The following is a 15,249-nucleotide window of genomic DNA, read 5'->3' as shown; positions in this document are numbered from 1 at the left end:
TAAGTCGCTATACCTATACCTATACACGGCGGGATAGGTCGCGACCTGTTCCTACAGTAGCTCTCTGATCCGGATCGTAATATCGTGCGGAGCGGTTTCGTCACCTCCGAAGTAAGGGTATAGCTGGTAATGGCTGCCCGCCGTGTTACAAAAGCGCGGAAGTGTAACCTGTTTGTCATTTACTTTAAAGGTATACGCCTTCTCCCCCAGCACGAGCTCATATCTGTTTGTCTGGCCGGGCTGTACAGAAGTGATGAAGACTGTGCTACGCTTTTTGTTGCTGTAGGTATAGGCGTGTATTTCCAGACGCCCCTCATACCAACGCCACCCAAATCGCGCGCTGTTGGTTTGATGGTCAGTTTCGCAATCCGAGAGGCCGTACAGTTTATTGATATCAGCCTGGTTGCCCGGTATGCTAGTCGAATAAATCGCGGTGCTATCGAAGGTTGCCTCAAAGCGGATGGTAGAAGTCTCGACAAACCTGAGCGGGTTCTGGGTCGTGTGTCCCCCCTTCTTAATGGTAAAAGTTGTGCTGGCTGGCTCCGGTATGGTTGAATCTGTTGCCGTGACAGTGGTCGTTTCTACTTCGCAGGAGGACGCTAAAAACAATAGGGAGGCAGCCACAGAAAAGCGCCTGATTAATAAAAGCATGTAAATGGTAAAATGGCTAAAAGTTGAAATTTCAGATAATCACCAAACCACTAGCTGTCAAGCAGTTCAACGCTAACCTGAAATTTGTCGCAATATCACCAATAGCACTTTAAAAACAAAGAGCCCGCACTAGTTAAAGTACGGGCTCTTTTTCTATAAGAATATTCAGATTAGTGAATACCATGCATCCACTTACGCATGATTGGTGTAAGCAACAGGGCTAGCACGGCAAAGCCAAAGGCCACATAGGCAATCTGCTCGAACACGCCTGTGTAAACCAGCAGAGAAGCCATACCTGTAGCTGCTTCACCTTCTGTACCGCTCACGGCCGTCAGTTTGGCGATGATACCCGCGATGTAGTGCGCGAAGGAAGAAGAAAGGAACCAGATACCCATGATAAAGGCCACAATCTTCTTTGGAGAAAGCTCCGTTACTTTGGAAAGACCCACCGGTGAAACAAACAACTCACCCGTTGTGATGAACATGTAACCCAGGATCAGGAACCAGATAGACACTCTGCCATCAGCATCGGCATAGTTGGCACTCCAGGCAAAGATCAGGAAGCCTATACCAAGCTGCGCTATACCCAGCGCAAACTTTACCGGCGTAAATGGGTTAATACGACGCTTGGACAAGAATACCCACATAGCCGAGAAAGGCAGGGCAAACAGAATGATGAAGAATGGGTTGATCGAGTTGGTCTGCGCCGCGTTCATGAAAGTCAGGTTCACGTTACGCTCAGCAAAAAGCGTGAGGGAAGAACCCGCCTGCTCAAAGAACGACCAGAAAACAGTGATGAAAAAGGTAAGCAGAATTACTACGAACAAGCGCTGACGCTCTACACTGTCCACTTTCACCAGGTTATAAATCAAAACCAGCGCGATAACCGGGAGCAGAATGTAGTTCATCACGATGTGCATGATGGAACCATCAAAGATCGTTTCTCCAAAACCCGGTAGGTCAAGCGTACCGTTAAACAGCAGCAAACCGAAAACCGGAAGCGACAGGAAGCTCAGGATGGTGACCCAGGCCTCTTTTGAAACACCAGCAACACGCTCCTTGATAACAGCCGGCTCCGGAGGAAGACCGTTGCTGCCAAAAACGCCGCTACGGCTACCTTGCCAGAACATGATCAGGCCAAGTAACATACCCACACCGGCGGCGCCGAAGCCAAAGTGCCAGCCATAGGTCATGCCTAACCAACCACAAATAAGCGGTGCTACCATAGCGCCAATGTTAATACCCATGTAAAAGATGGTGAAACCCGCATCGCGACGGGTATCGCCCTCTTTGTAGAGAGTACCTACCATTGTCGAAATATTTGGCTTGAAAAAACCGTTACCTACAATCAAAAGGGCAAGAGAACCGTAGAAGAAAACAGGATGCTCGATGGCCAGTGCAAAGTGGCCCAATGCCATCAGAACGGCACCCAGCATGATCGCTTTGCGGTAACCCAACAATCTATCGGCAATCATACCGCCGATTACGGGAGTGGCATAAACTAAGGCACCGTAGGCTGCGTAGATACCAATTGCGATTTCATCACGGTTAGCGAATGACTCAAACAGGTTATTCACCATGTAGAGCACCAACAGGGCGCGCATGCCGTAGAAACTAAAGCGCTCCCAAAGTTCGGCGAAGAAAAGGTAGAAAAGCCCCTTCGGATGCCCGAACATTTCTGGTCCAGTCGGGTCAGCGCCAATCGGTGCATTTTGCTCACTTACCTGGTCAGTAAGCGTATGATCTTGATAAGACATAGGGTTTTTGTTGATTGTTTAGTTTAGTTGAGCATACAAAGAAGGTAAATATATTGGTTTAAACACTTACAGACAAATTTTTTTGGTAGAACGCCATTTGAAAACCTCTTTTTTAATTATAGCGACTAAACTTATTTTAATATCTAATATTTTATATTTTTGTAGCACCGTTGTGAAACAAACAGTTCACTTAAACCCCTTTATTTTCAAATGAAAGAATCTGGTAATAAATCAGGTAAAGTAGGTCTGGAGAGCCTGGGCATCAAAGAAGCGAAAGAAGTGCTCTGGAACCTCACGCCTGCCGAACTAGTGGAAGAGGCTCTGAAAAATGGCGAAGGCACACTCACTGACACTGGCGCCCTGATGTGTGACACAGGCAAGTTTACAGGTCGTTCTCCTAAGGACCGCTTTGTGGTGAAGGATGCCAAAACCGAAAACACCGTTTGGTGGGGCGACATCAACATTGCGTTCGACCCGGAGAAGTTCGACAGACTTTATGACAAAATGGTTGATTTCCTCAAAGACCGTCGCCTTTATGTGCGCGACGCCTATGCAGGCGCTCACCCCGACTACCGTCTTGACCTGCGCATCATCAACACACAGGCCTGGCATAACCTCTTCTGCAACAACATGTTCCTGCGTCTTGAGAAAGAAGAGCTTAAAGACCACAACCCTGCCTTCACCATTATCTGCGCCCCTGAGTTTGAGGCTGACCCGGAAGTAGACGGCACACGCCAGGCTAACTTTGCGATCATCAACTTTACCCGCAACATCATCCTGATTGGTGGCACTGGCTACGCAGGTGAGATGAAGAAAGGTATATTCGGCGTGCTGAATTACATCCTGCCGGAAGAGAGAAACACCCTGTCCATGCACTGCTCTGCTAACGTAGGCAAAGACGGCGACACGGCTATCTTCTTTGGTCTGTCCGGCACGGGCAAGACGACCTTGTCTGCTGACCCGAACCGTGGCCTGATCGGTGACGACGAGCACGGCTGGACGGCTGATAGCGTATTTAACTTCGAAGGTGGTTGCTACGCCAAAGTAATTGACCTGACCCGCGAAAAAGAACCACAGATATGGGATGCCATTAAGTTTGGTGCCATCGTGGAGAATACGCGCTTTGTAGAGGGCACGCGCACTGTAGATTACGAGAATAAGTCTGTTACAGAGAACACGCGTACGGCTTATCCTATCGACCACATCGACAATGCGGTAGAGCCATCCAGAGCTGATATTCCAAAGAACATCTTCTTCCTGACGGCGGATGCCTTTGGTGTACTGCCTCCCATCTCGAAACTGAACACCAGCCAGGCCATGTACCACTTCATTTCCGGCTACACAGCGAAGGTTGCTGGTACGGAAGTAGGCGTTACAGAGCCTCAGACGACGTTTTCTGCCTGTTTTGGTGCTGCTTTCCTGCCGCTCCACCCTACCAAGTACGCGGAAATGCTCGGTCAGAAAATGAGCGAGAACAACGTGAACGTTTGGCTGGTGAACACCGGCTGGACGGGTGGTCCTTACGGAGTGGGCTCTCGTATGAGGCTGCCTTATACCCGCGCTATGATCACGGCTGCGCTAAACGGTGAGCTTGACAACGTGGAATACACGAAGCACCCTATCTTCGGAGTGGAAATGCCAAACACTTGCCCGAACGTTCCGGCAGAAATTCTGAACCCACGTAACACCTGGGCCAATAAAGAAGAGTACGACGCGAAGGCTACTGACCTGGCTTCTAAGTTTGTGAAGAACTTCAGCAAATACGCTGACTACGCAAACGAAGACATTCTGGCAGGAGCTCCTCAGGTAGAGGTTTCTATCAACTAACTTGATTCCAAAGTATAAAAAAGCCTTCCTGCACAAGTGGGAAGGCTTTTTTTATGAACATCAGCCTGTTTCCGTGTTATATTAATGTCTACATTCGTATACCTGTAACAGGCTTTATACACCAACCGATCATATCGTGCACTTATTCTATACACCCGACATCAGTTCAGAAATCTATACTTTGCCCGAAGATGAATCGAAGCACTGTACCCGTGTGCTGCGTCTGCAGCAGGGCGACACGGTATACCTGGTAGACGGACGGGGCGATAAGTATACGGCCATCATACAGGATGCGCACCAAAAGCGCTGCCAGCTGCAAATAATTGACAAGCAGCTTGAATATGGCAAACTCCCCTATTACGTGCACATAGCCGTGGCTCCGACCAAAAACATCGAGCGTATCGAGTGGTTCGTGGAAAAAGCCGTTGAGATCGGCGTCAGCGCAATCACTTTTCTGGAGTGTGAACATTCCGAGCGCCGGCAGCTTCGGCTCGACCGCATCGAGAAAATTGCGGTGAGCGCCATGAAACAGTCGCAAAAGGGCTATCTCCCATTGCTGAACGAGTTAACGCCTTTCCAGCGATTCATCCAGACCTGTATACCTGAAGATACCTTTATTGCGCACCTGGAAGACGATGTGACCAAATCGATCCGGGATTACTATAAGCCAAACCGACAGCACTGCATCCTGATCGGCCCGGAAGGTGACTTTTCCACCGAGGAAATAGCTGCTGCTTATAAGTTAGGTATAAAGCCCGTAACGCTGGGCCAGAGCCGGCTGCGTACCGAAACGGCGGCTTTGGTCGCCTGCCATACCTTGCACGTACTACACGATATCTACGCCCCGTTATAAACCTAAAACTTCTGACTTATGAAGCGCTCCCTCCTGTTCCTATACCTCATTCTGTTTTGTGGTGTGCTGGCTGCACAGCAGAAGTATAGCTTTAAGATTGCCAAGCTGAAGTATAACGGAGGCGGTGACTGGTATGCAAACAAAACTTCCCTGCCCAATCTGATCAAGTTCTGCAACCAGAACCTGAACATGAACATCGCCCCGGAAGAAGGTGTGGTGGAAGTAGGCAGTCCAGAGCTCTTCACCTACCCCTTCGTACATATGACGGGGCACGGCAATGTGGTGTTTTCAGACGCGGAGGCCCAGAATCTGCGCAATTACCTGGTCAGCGGCGGCTTCCTGCACATCGACGACAACTACGGGATGGACCAGTACATCCGGAAAGAGATGAAGAAGGTATTCCCGGAATACGAGTTTGTGGAATTACCTTTTGATCACCCGATCTACAGCCAGAAGTATACCTTCAAGAACGGCCTCCCTAAGATTCACGAGCACGATAACAAACCGCCACAGGGCTTTGGCATCATCCACAAAGGCCGGTTGGTTTGTTTCTACAGCTACGAGACAGATTTAGGCAATGGCTGGGAAGATGCGGAAGTACACAATGACCCCGAAAACAAAAGAAAGGAAGCGCTTCAGATGGGCGCCAATATCCTGGCTTATGCCCTCACGCAGTATTTATAGTAGATTATGTACGCTATACCTGAGTCAACCAGCAAGACTTACTTCACCCCTACTAGCAGCAGAAACTATTCGTTCTTGAGGTGATTCAACCAATTCAGAGGAGCGTAACGCATCGCCTTTCAGTAGCACTCAGGTATAGCTAGTACTGTTTCCTGTTAAAAATTTCTGAAAAAATGAAGGCCTGGCGAATAGACTGTGGATTATGCAGCAACTCCCCATAAACATTCGGAACTACCCTCCGTTCTTGCTTCTTTGACTCATAGAGGGCATCGGCAGCGGCCAGTCGTTCCTTCCTTTGCTGTTTATAGAGACGGGCTTGTTCAGGATTTTCTAACGAGAGCGCACGATTAGGTATACGCTCTTTGCTAACCGGCTTCGAGATTGGTTGCAGGACTGGTTTCGGCTGCTCTACAGGGGCTTTATGCTGCTCATTTGCCCGCTCCATTTTACTCTGCATCTCGCGCAGAATATCCTCAAACGAAGTAGCTGGTGCCATCGGTCTTTGCTGTCGGGGCTGTGACGAGGTGGTAGGTACAGGCCTTGGCGTCGGACGCTCCTGCACGGGTCGCTCCTTCGGGGCCGGAGGTCTGCCATCTTCGTCCGGTGTCTTGAAGGCTTTGCGCCAGGCCGTATAAATAAAGTAGGCCACAATAGCCAGTATGTACAGGATCAGTTTAAAATCTTCCATGTGCTTGGTCTCTTATCAAATATACCAGAATTAATGTATTTCACCCGCATCCCTCCTGCATATTTATACTAGCCCCTTGTGACATGGTAAACAAATTAGTCTTATTTTTGAGTTTGGTTTGAATAGATTCCGCTGACGCGAATGCAAGTATCAAGATTAGAGATTAAAGGATTCAAGAGTTTCGGTGACCGCGTTGTCATCAATTTTGATGAAGGTATCACAGGTATAGTTGGCCCGAACGGCTGCGGCAAGTCCAACATCGTGGATGCCATCCGCTGGGTACTGGGCGAGCAAAAGACTCGCAATCTGCGCTCCGACAAAATGGAGAATGTGATCTTCAACGGCTCCAAAACCCGCAAGCCGGTGCAGATGGCCGAAGTGTCCATTACCTTCGACAACAACAAAGGCATCCTCCCCACCGAGTACTCGCAGGTAACCGTTACGCGCAAATACTACCGTAATGGCGACAGCGAGTACATGCTCAACGGTGTGACCTGCCGACTGAAGGACATCAACGAACTCTTCCTCGACACAGGTATAGGCTCAGATAGTTATGCCATCATTGAGCTCAAGATGGTGGACGAGATCCTCAACGATAAAGAAAACTCTCGACGATTACTCTTCGAAGAGGCTGCCGGTATCTCTAAGTTCAGGGTGCGCAAAAAGCAAACGCTGAAGAAACTGGAAGAAACCGATGCCGACCTGGAGCGTGTTGAAGACGTGCTCTTCGAGATCGGCAAGAATATGAAGACGCTGGAGCGGCAAGCTAAACAGGCGATTAAGTACTTCCAGCTAAAAGCTGACTATAAGAAATTCAGCCTGGAGTTTGCCCGTCGCAACATCAACCAGTACCAGCAAACGCTGGAGCGACTGGAGCAGGATGTGCAGCGCGAAACCGAACTGAAAGAAAATTATGTGCTGGCGGTAACAGAAGCTGAAGACGCCATTGCCGATCAGAAATCAGAGCTTAACCTGACGCAGGAGCAGCTGGCCGAGATGCAGAAAACCATGCAGGTGCAGACTGCCAAATTGCGCCAGCTGGAGAATGATATTAAACTGAAATCAGAACGCAGCAACTTCCTGAAGGAGCGCATGACGCAATTGCGCCAGCAAATCAGTCAGGATACCGCAAACCTGGAGCACACCCAGGAAAGCATTGTGGAGCTGCGTGACGAACTGATGCAGGTACAGGATAGCTTTGCAGGTGCCGAAGACCAGGTGAACGCCTTTAAAGAGCAACTGCAGGAGGCTAACGAGCAGAAGTTGAGTTTGCAGGAAGCTTTCCAGGAGTTGTCACAGGAACAGCGCAGCAAGCAGAATGCCGTATTTCAACTGAACAAATCCCTTGAGATCAGTCAGGTACAGATCCAAAACCTGACACAGGACCTGGAGCAAATCAGGCAGCAACAATTGACAGCAGACGAGGATGCGGCCGTACTGCAGGAACAACTGCATGAGGCACAGGCTGAGCTCGAAGATAAGACCGCTACCCTGGTGAGTCTGCAAGCAAAGGAAGAGTCGCTGCTGCAGAACGTGGAGAAAACAGAAGCCGACATTGAGGGCCTGAAGGAACAGCTGATAGCGCTCAACCGAAAGCGTGACGCACGCCAAAACCAATACAGTCTCACCAAATCCTTGGTTGAGAACATGGAAGGTTTTCCGGAGGCGATCAAGTACCTGGCGCAGTCAGACGACTGGACCAAACCGGCTCCTCTCCTATCTGACATTATTGTATGTGAGCCTGAGTATAAGTCGCTTATCGAAAGTTACCTCGAGCCCTACATGAACTTCTTTGTGGCAGAGGAACTACAAGATGCTGTGGATGCCATTGCCCTGCTTAAGCAGCACAACAAGGGTCGTGCAAACTTTATCATCCTTTCCGAGATTGAAGAACTGGAGCCGACGGCTACGTTCAGTGATGGAGCTCTGAAAGCGGCATTTGAAGTAGTAAAAGCAGATAAAAAATACAGCAGTCTCCTTAAGTACATGCTGCGCAACGTGTACATCAGCGATGAAAGCGAAGAGGATTTTTCAACAGAGGATTACCGCACGATCATCCTGAAAGACGGCTCCGCTATCAAGAAGCCTCTCAGCTTATCAGGAGGGTCCGTGGGTCTATTTGATGGCAGTCGCCTGGGGCGTAAGCAAAACCTGGAGCAGCTGGCCGAAGAGTTGGAGCAGCTGCAGCAGGAAGTGGATTTGATGCAAAGCCGCATTAACGCACAGCAGCAGATTTTGCTCAGTTACCGCAGCGAATCCCAAAAAGAGGCGATCAAGCAATTGGAAAAAGAAGTTGCCAAACTCCAGCAGGATCTGCTCACGGTCCGCATCAGAAACGAGCAGCACCAGCAGAACAGCAAAAACTTCGTTCAGAAGCAGCAGGAACTCCAGCAGCGCCTCGACGATCTATACGTGCAGAGTCAGCAGGTATCGCCTCAGGCGGAGGAAGACATGCAGGAGCTGAAGCAGCTGGAGGAGCAACTGGCAGTTCTTTCGTCGCAGATCAACCTGCAGCAAGAGCAGATCACGGTGATTTCGGGTATGTATAACCAGGAGAACATTCAGTTTCATCAGCTCAAAAACCGCTTTGGCTCCCTACAGCAGGAGATCACCTACAAGCAGAAGACGGTAGAAACGAACCAGGAGCGTATCGAAGGCCTTCGTCAGGAAATGCAGAAGTCTGAGGAGGAAACGGTTGAGGCAAAGGATTTCATTGAAGAAAATGAAGCCTTGGTTCAAGCCATGGTGGAAGCCCGTCGTGAATTCGGCTACGAGTTAGAGGAAGTAGAAAAGAGATACTTCAGCCTGCGTGGCGAACTGGACGAGAAAGACAAAACCATTCGGGAACTGCAGCGCAAGCGCCAGAATGCCGATGAACTCCTGATGCGGATGCAACAGACCATCAACGATACACGCATCAAGCTTGTGTCGGTGCAGGAACGTTTGGGAGCAGAGTTTAACATTGCTACCGAAGAACTGGAGCAACCTATACCTGAGTTGGAGCACGATGGGCTATTTCAGCTGAGCAACGAAGAGTTGAACAAGAACATCAGCGAGATCAGGACAGCGCTGGATAGAATGGGCCCGGTCAATGCCATGGCTGCCGAAGCCTATACCGAGATCGAAGAGCGCAACAGGTTTATCACAGAGCAGCGTGACGACCTGGTGAATGCCAAGAATGCGCTGATCGATACCATTAACGAGATCGATACTGTGGCGAAGGAAAAGTTCTTGTCTTCCTTTAACGAGATCAAGCAGAACTTTATTCGCGTGTTCCGCAGCCTGTTCACCGAAGAAGATAACTGCGACCTGGTGCTGACCGATCCAAAGAACCCGCTGGAGTCGCGTATCGAGATCATGGCGCAGCCGAAGGGCAAACGACCGCTGACCATCAACCAGCTGTCAGGCGGTGAGAAGACTCTGACGGCCATCTCCCTCCTCTTTGCCATCTACCTGCTCAAGCCAGCACCGTTCTGTATTTTCGACGAGGTAGATGCGCCTCTGGATGATGCGAATATCGACAAGTTCAACAACATCATCCGCACCTTCTCGAACGAGTCGCAGTTCATTGTGGTAACACACAACAAGCGCACGATGGCCTCTACGGACGTGATGTACGGCATCACTATGATCGAGGCTGGTATATCCAGGGTTATACCTGTAGACTTGAGGCAGATCGCTTAGCTATTGGTTATACCTGAAAAATAAAAGGAGCCGCTTGTCTAAAGCGGCTCCTTTGTTTTGTGTACTTAGCGTGAATAGCTGAGAAAACATCAGAAGATTCAAAAGCTGAGTTATACCTGTGCTATACCTTAGCCCGGCACCAACTGCTTACTGAAACTGGTTTTTAAAGAAAGCACCCTATACCTATACCTCATATATCAGCCCACAAGCACGCTATACCTATAAGGCTTCAATCTCCTTTTGCAGCTTCTTTGTCAGCTTCGACTTGACGATTGTATAAGATTGCTTAACATAACTTTCCCACTCTTGCTCAGTCAGCCTGTCCCAGGACTGTACCTGTACCCATTTATTACGGGCCATGTAAGGTGCCGGTATGATACCTGCTGAGGTCGACAGTTCATCATAATCAGCATCTGGCACCTTAAAGGAAATGCTTGGATCGCCCTCCAGACTTGTGACGCAGAACATTTTGCCCCCGATCAGGAAACAAAGGTCATGTCCCCACTTCACGTCTTCCGTTACACCTTGCAGGCTAAGGCAGAAGGCTCTTAATTTTTCTATATCCATTTGAGAATTAATGTCTTTAAAATCGAGTGCACTACAATACACCATTCTCCGGGAACTTGCCTTGCTTGGTGCGGTAGTAAGCTTTGATCTTTTCCAGATCAGCCTCCACATCGCCCGTCGGGTAAATAGAAGGCCCTATACCTGCCTCCTTCCTCGCATAATCGACATAGCCAAGCACAATAGGTACACCGGCACCGATGGCCACATGGTAAAAACCAAGCCGCCAGCGCGGTTGATATTTCCGGGTTCCTTCCGGTGTTACGAGCACACACATATCACCAGGTGTTTCCTTGATGATCTTGATCATGGCGTCTACCATGCGGGTATTTTTGGAGCGGTCGACAGGCAAGGCGCCCATCGATTTAAGAAGACCGCTAAAAGGAAACCGCATAAACTCCTTCTTAATCGTGAACCGTATGGGGGCCTCCATCATGTAAAAGGCGGCGCGGGCGAAAATGAAATCCCAGTTGCTGGTGTGAGGAGCGGCCACCATGACGCAACGCCGCTGGTCGGGCGCCAGGTTGCCATTTAACTTCCAGCCTGCTAGTTTGAAGATAAGTTTTGAAATTGCTTTTGCTAACATAAAAAGGCTATAAAAAAATGCTAATCCTTGACTCAATCAGAGAGTCAGGATTAGCATTTCAAATATAGTATATTCTTTGTTAAATCAGAACCCTAGAGGGCGCGTTTGATCACATGGGATTTCTGGCGCAGTAAGTAGGCTTGTAATCCGAAGCCGATCATCGGACCAAATTCGCTATAAGCCCTTCCGTCCCGGTCTACCTTGCGGAAATAACGCATAGAGAGCACCGGCTCCAAAGAAAACTGCCTGTTGAGGAAAAACGCATAGCCCAGTCCTACGCCACCTTCCAAGGATTTGTACTTCTGATCAACGTCATTGAAATTATGAAGACCCGCCAACATAGTTAGCTCGCCGAAGACGCCATTGAGCATATAATAGCGAAGGAAAGGCCCCGCCATCACAAACGTCTCCCTTCGTGGCTCGCTTACCCTATCTGACACACTAGTAAGCTTGTTACTCTGGTGCAGCACACTCAGGTCGAGCCCCACTGCCAAATCTTCGAGAACAAAATAACCGTTCTTACTGCGCAAATTAAAATCGATGCGGCGCCCATCAACCTTTTGACCTGTGCTGTTTAATTCGCTGGACGTGACCTGGTAACTCCCCTGGAGGTTACCGCCCAACAATAGAGAGCCATGCTTGATTTTAGCTCTGATGAGCGAGCTTTCGTTTTCCTGGGCCCTAAGTGAACAAACAGATAAAAAAAATAGGGCTACAATAAGGGTAAAGGTGCGTTGTAGCATAGTAGAGTAGGATTGCATATGCAGGTCTTTACGGGCAAAACGAAAAATAGATTGATATTTATCTTCCTAATATTATCAAAATAACATTAGATAAAGAAATATTTTTCGCTGAATTGTTCTAACTTATGTTAGCTGCCTGCAACAACTCCTTCTTTATGCTCATGGTGTAGGTATAGCCAATGTCAAAGAGCGCATCCGCCTTACTAAAACTCATCAGTCTGTAATGCTTTAGCTCGGGTGGCTCTATAAAAAAATCGGATAGGTGACGGCGTAACTGCACATTGTTATTAATAGCCAGGTGCGCCGTTCGCTCTATCATACTCCGCAGGCTGGTGATGCGTGCATCATGGTTCAGTGGGTTGCTATGCACTCCCATTATGACTTCACACTTCCCTATCAATGCCTCAGCCGGGAGGTTGTCGAGCAGTCCGCCGTCGTTTAGTAACATACCCTGGTATAGCACAGGCCTGTACAGTATGGGAACTGCAGAAGAAGCAATCAGCGGTTTGACCAGTTCGCCGCTAGAGAAATTGACGGTGGCACCCGCATGCATGTCGGTTGCTCCGATGATAACCGGTATGTCCAAGCCTTCAAATGTGGCCTGCTCACCCAGGTAGCGGTAATATAGCTTCTCAACTGCGTCGAGGTGTAGTATACCCACCTGCCCGATGGCCAGCCGCATGATGCGGTAAATTTTCAGCTCTTTTATAAGGCGCAGTATCTCATCCGGGCTATAGCCTGCAGCATAGAACACCGCAGCGATAGCCCCGGAGCTCACTCCCGAAAGTATAGCCGGTTTTATACCCAGCTCGTCAAATGCCTTGAGTACTCCTAAATGAGCTATTCCTCTGGCAGCGCCACCTGACAACGCCAGCCCAATTTTCTTCATTAAAGTTCGCTAAGTGAAAAAGTTGAGTCCAGACGAATACCTTTTTCGGTGTGCTGCACGGTGCAGCATTCACTCACGGCATCATGCTCCAGGTATAGCACAAAGTGCTCGTCAGCCGCCATCTTCAGAAAACGGGCTTTCTCATCCATGGTCAACAGGGGGCGTGTGTCGTAGCCCATCACATAGGGCAGCGGAATATGGCCCGTGGAAGGCAGCAGATCAGCCATGAATGCCACTTTGCGGTTTTTGTAGGTGATGATCGGCACCATCATCTTGTCTGTATGCCCGTCAGCGTAGAAAATGTCGAATTGCGGGAAAGGAGATGGTTTAGAAGGATCTACAAACTTCAGGTGCCCGCTTTCCTGCATGGGCAGTATGTTCTCTTTCAGGAAAGAAGCTTTCTCCCGTGCATTCGGCTCGGTGGCCCATTTCCAATGGTCAGCATTGGACCAGTAGGTGGCATTCGGGAAAACCAGTTCCAGGGCACCGTCGCTGTTCTTATACTTTACGCCGCCTCCACAATGGTCGAAATGGAGGTGCGACAGAAAAACATCGGTCACATCCTGGTGCGAAAAGCCCGCCGCATGCAGGGATTTGGCAAGTGTGGCTTCACCGTGCAGGTAATAGTGGCTGTAAAATTTTGCATCCTGCTTGTCGCCAATGCCATTATCGATCAGAATAAGTCGATTGCCGTCTTCGATCAGCAGGCAGCGCATGGCCCAGGTACATAAGTTGTTTTCATCAGCAGGGTTCGTACGCTGCCAAAGCGACTTGGGAACAACCCCAAACATGGCGCCACCATCCAGTTTAAAGTACCCGGTATCAATTACGTGCAGTTTCATCTGAGTTACAATGTTAAAAAGTTAGAAAGGCGGAAAGTTAAAAAAAGCGGTCATCTCGCTTATGATTATGTAAGTAAACTCGGCTTTGTTTAACTAATTAGCCTAGGGACTAAAGTTAGTAAAACGATAAGAGGTGGCCAAGCAAAATGCCTAACCACCTCTCGTATCTTTGAAGAAATGAAACTTAGAAAGTAGCTCGCTATGGCTCTAACTTTCTTCCTTTATTACTTACTAGCTTTCCTGTACCACGCCCATGGCAGAGAACTTGTCGATGCGTTGCATGATGCGATCTTCAGGCGCTATACCTTCCAACTCATCCAGCATTTTACAGATCTCTTTCTTTAGGGCGCGCATCATTTTATCTGGCTCAGTGTGCGCTCCGCCCAGTGGCTCCTTAATAATGCCGTCAATTAACTTATGCTGCAGCATGTCGGTTGCAGTCAGCTTCAAGGCTTCGGCTGCCTGCTCTTTGTAGTTCCAGCTACGCCATAAAATAGATGAACAGGATTCAGGTGAAATAACCGAGTACCAGGTGTTCTCGAGCATCATCACACGGTCACCGATGGCTATACCTAACGCACCGCCTGAGGCACCCTCTCCTATGATAATACAGATCACCGGCACTTTCAGCATGAACATCTCTTTCAGGTTACGGGCAATCGCCTCGCCCTGTCCACGCTCCTCTGCCTCCAGACCCGGAAAAGCGCCCGGCGTGTCGATGAAAGTCACAATAGGACGACCAAACTTCTCCGCCATTTTCATCAGGCGAAGTGCTTTGCGGTAACCTTCCGGATTGGCCATGCCGAAGTTACGCATCTGGCGCTGCTTGGTGTTGCGACCTTTCTGCTGCCCGATAAACATGACGCTACGGCCATCTATATCTCCAAAACCGCCCACCATCGCTTTGTCATCGCTTACGGTACGGTCGCCGTGCAGCTCCACAAACTTAGAAGTGATGCCTGCAATATAGTCTAAGGTATACGGTCTGTCGGGGTGGCGCGAAAGCTGCACACGCTGCCAGCGGGTAAGGTTGGCGTAGGTTTCCTTCTTAAGCGTCTTTATCTTCTCTTCAAGTGCTTTGACTGCTTCGGAAACGTCTACCTGGCTTTCGCTGGCCAGTTTTTTCATTTCCTGCAGTTTGCCCTCCAGGGCCGCTATAGGTTGTTCAAAATCCAAAAGCATAAATCCTCATTGCTGATTGAATCACAAATTTAACAGTTTCAGAATATGGAATAGCGATTATTCGAAATTTATCCTGCATTCCAAAAAAAGAATATTTGGTTTTGAGCGACTTACGGTTTCAGGCTAAAAATATAGGGGTAAAATATAGCACTGCTCTTGCAGAATCGAAATTTACCGTCTACATTTGTGACACTTTAACGGATAGCGTTAATGTAAAACACTTTGGTCTGGTAGTTCAGTTGGTTAGAATGCCGCCCTGTCACGGCGGAGGTCGCGGGTTCGAGTCCCGTCCAGACCGC

General features: G+C 49.0%; 13 protein-coding genes and 1 tRNA gene. 5 read left to right on the top strand and 9 right to left on the bottom strand.

From position 1 onward, the window contains the following. Positions 1-51: 51 nt before the first annotated feature. Both Q4E40_RS14395 and Q4E40_RS14390 read right to left on the bottom strand, forming a co-directional pair. A complete protein-coding gene (locus Q4E40_RS14395) occupies positions 52-651 on the bottom strand; it encodes a hypothetical protein (RefSeq protein WP_303413118.1) in 600 nt (199 codons plus the stop codon). A gap of 170 nt (positions 652-821) precedes the next feature. After that, on the bottom strand, positions 822-2,408 hold the full coding sequence (locus tag Q4E40_RS14390) for a peptide MFS transporter (RefSeq protein ID WP_303413116.1): 1,587 nt from the start codon (positions 2,406-2,408) through the stop codon (positions 822-824). A 210-nt stretch (positions 2,409-2,618) separates the two neighbouring features. Here Q4E40_RS14390 and pckA point away from each other — a divergent pair, with 210 nt between their 5' ends. From pckA to Q4E40_RS14375, 3 genes are all read left to right on the top strand, one after another. Next, positions 2,619-4,235 (top strand): phosphoenolpyruvate carboxykinase (ATP), encoded by a 1,617-nt coding sequence (gene pckA / locus Q4E40_RS14385; RefSeq protein ID WP_303413115.1) that lies wholly within the window; start codon positions 2,619-2,621, stop codon positions 4,233-4,235. Positions 4,236-4,371: 136 nt separating this feature from the next. Beyond that, the gene (locus tag Q4E40_RS14380; RefSeq protein WP_303413114.1) at positions 4,372-5,088 is read left to right on the top strand and encodes a 16S rRNA (uracil(1498)-N(3))-methyltransferase; all 717 of its coding nucleotides are present in this window, start codon (positions 4,372-4,374) and stop codon (positions 5,086-5,088) included. 18 nt (positions 5,089-5,106) lie between these two features. Then, positions 5,107-5,772, top strand: a complete 666-nt coding sequence (locus Q4E40_RS14375) for a DUF4159 domain-containing protein (RefSeq protein WP_303413112.1) — start codon at positions 5,107-5,109, stop codon at positions 5,770-5,772. Between the two features lie 139 nt (positions 5,773-5,911). On the opposite strand, the gene Q4E40_RS14370 is transcribed toward Q4E40_RS14375, so the two are convergent. Further along, positions 5,912-6,460 (bottom strand): hypothetical protein, encoded by a 549-nt coding sequence (locus tag Q4E40_RS14370; protein WP_303413111.1) that lies wholly within the window; start codon positions 6,458-6,460, stop codon positions 5,912-5,914. 141 nt (positions 6,461-6,601) lie between these two features. On the opposite strand from Q4E40_RS14370, the gene smc reads away from it, so the two are divergent. After that, positions 6,602-10,144 carry a chromosome segregation protein SMC gene (smc, locus tag Q4E40_RS14365; RefSeq protein ID WP_303413110.1) on the top strand — a complete coding sequence of 1,181 codons (3,543 nt, stop codon included), beginning with the start codon at positions 6,602-6,604 and terminating at the stop codon, positions 10,142-10,144. 219 nt (positions 10,145-10,363) lie between these two features. Here the strand turns inward: smc and Q4E40_RS14360 are convergent, their stop codons facing one another. The 6 genes from Q4E40_RS14360 to Q4E40_RS14335 all read right to left on the bottom strand — a co-directional run bounded on the left by Q4E40_RS14360 (position 10,364) and on the right by Q4E40_RS14335 (position 14,950). Continuing rightward, entirely contained in the window at positions 10,364-10,711 is a 348-nt protein-coding gene (locus Q4E40_RS14360; RefSeq protein ID WP_303413108.1) for an MmcQ/YjbR family DNA-binding protein, read from the bottom strand. A gap of 31 nt (positions 10,712-10,742) precedes the next feature. Next, complete coding sequence (locus Q4E40_RS14355; protein ID WP_303413107.1) at positions 10,743-11,294, bottom strand: 1-acyl-sn-glycerol-3-phosphate acyltransferase; 552 nt, start codon at positions 11,292-11,294, stop codon at positions 10,743-10,745. A 92-nt stretch (positions 11,295-11,386) separates the two neighbouring features. Next, positions 11,387-12,037 carry a hypothetical protein gene (locus tag Q4E40_RS14350; protein WP_303413106.1) on the bottom strand — a complete coding sequence of 217 codons (651 nt, stop codon included), beginning with the start codon at positions 12,035-12,037 and terminating at the stop codon, positions 11,387-11,389. Between the two features lie 118 nt (positions 12,038-12,155). After that, a complete protein-coding gene (locus tag Q4E40_RS14345; RefSeq protein WP_303413105.1) occupies positions 12,156-12,926 on the bottom strand; it encodes a patatin-like phospholipase family protein in 771 nt (256 codons plus the stop codon). After that, complete coding sequence (locus tag Q4E40_RS14340; protein ID WP_303413104.1) at positions 12,926-13,768, bottom strand: MBL fold metallo-hydrolase; 843 nt, start codon at positions 13,766-13,768, stop codon at positions 12,926-12,928. The genes Q4E40_RS14345 and Q4E40_RS14340 overlap by 1 nt, the downstream gene beginning before the upstream one ends. Positions 13,769-13,999: 231 nt before the next feature. After that, positions 14,000-14,950: an acetyl-CoA carboxylase carboxyltransferase subunit alpha gene (locus Q4E40_RS14335; RefSeq protein WP_303413102.1), complete on the bottom strand. Its 951-nt coding sequence runs from the start codon at positions 14,948-14,950 to the stop codon at positions 14,000-14,002. A 224-nt stretch (positions 14,951-15,174) separates the two neighbouring features. Between Q4E40_RS14335 and Q4E40_RS14330 the strand changes: the two genes are divergently transcribed. Continuing rightward, positions 15,175-15,248: transfer RNA gene (locus Q4E40_RS14330), tRNA-Asp, on the top strand. Position 15,249 lies beyond the last annotated feature (1 nt).

Source organism: Pontibacter coccineus, assembly GCF_030546575.1.
In the GTDB taxonomy this organism is placed as follows: domain Bacteria; phylum Bacteroidota; class Bacteroidia; order Cytophagales; family Hymenobacteraceae; genus Pontibacter; species Pontibacter coccineus.
This window is presented reverse-complemented; position numbering and strand designations above follow the sequence as displayed.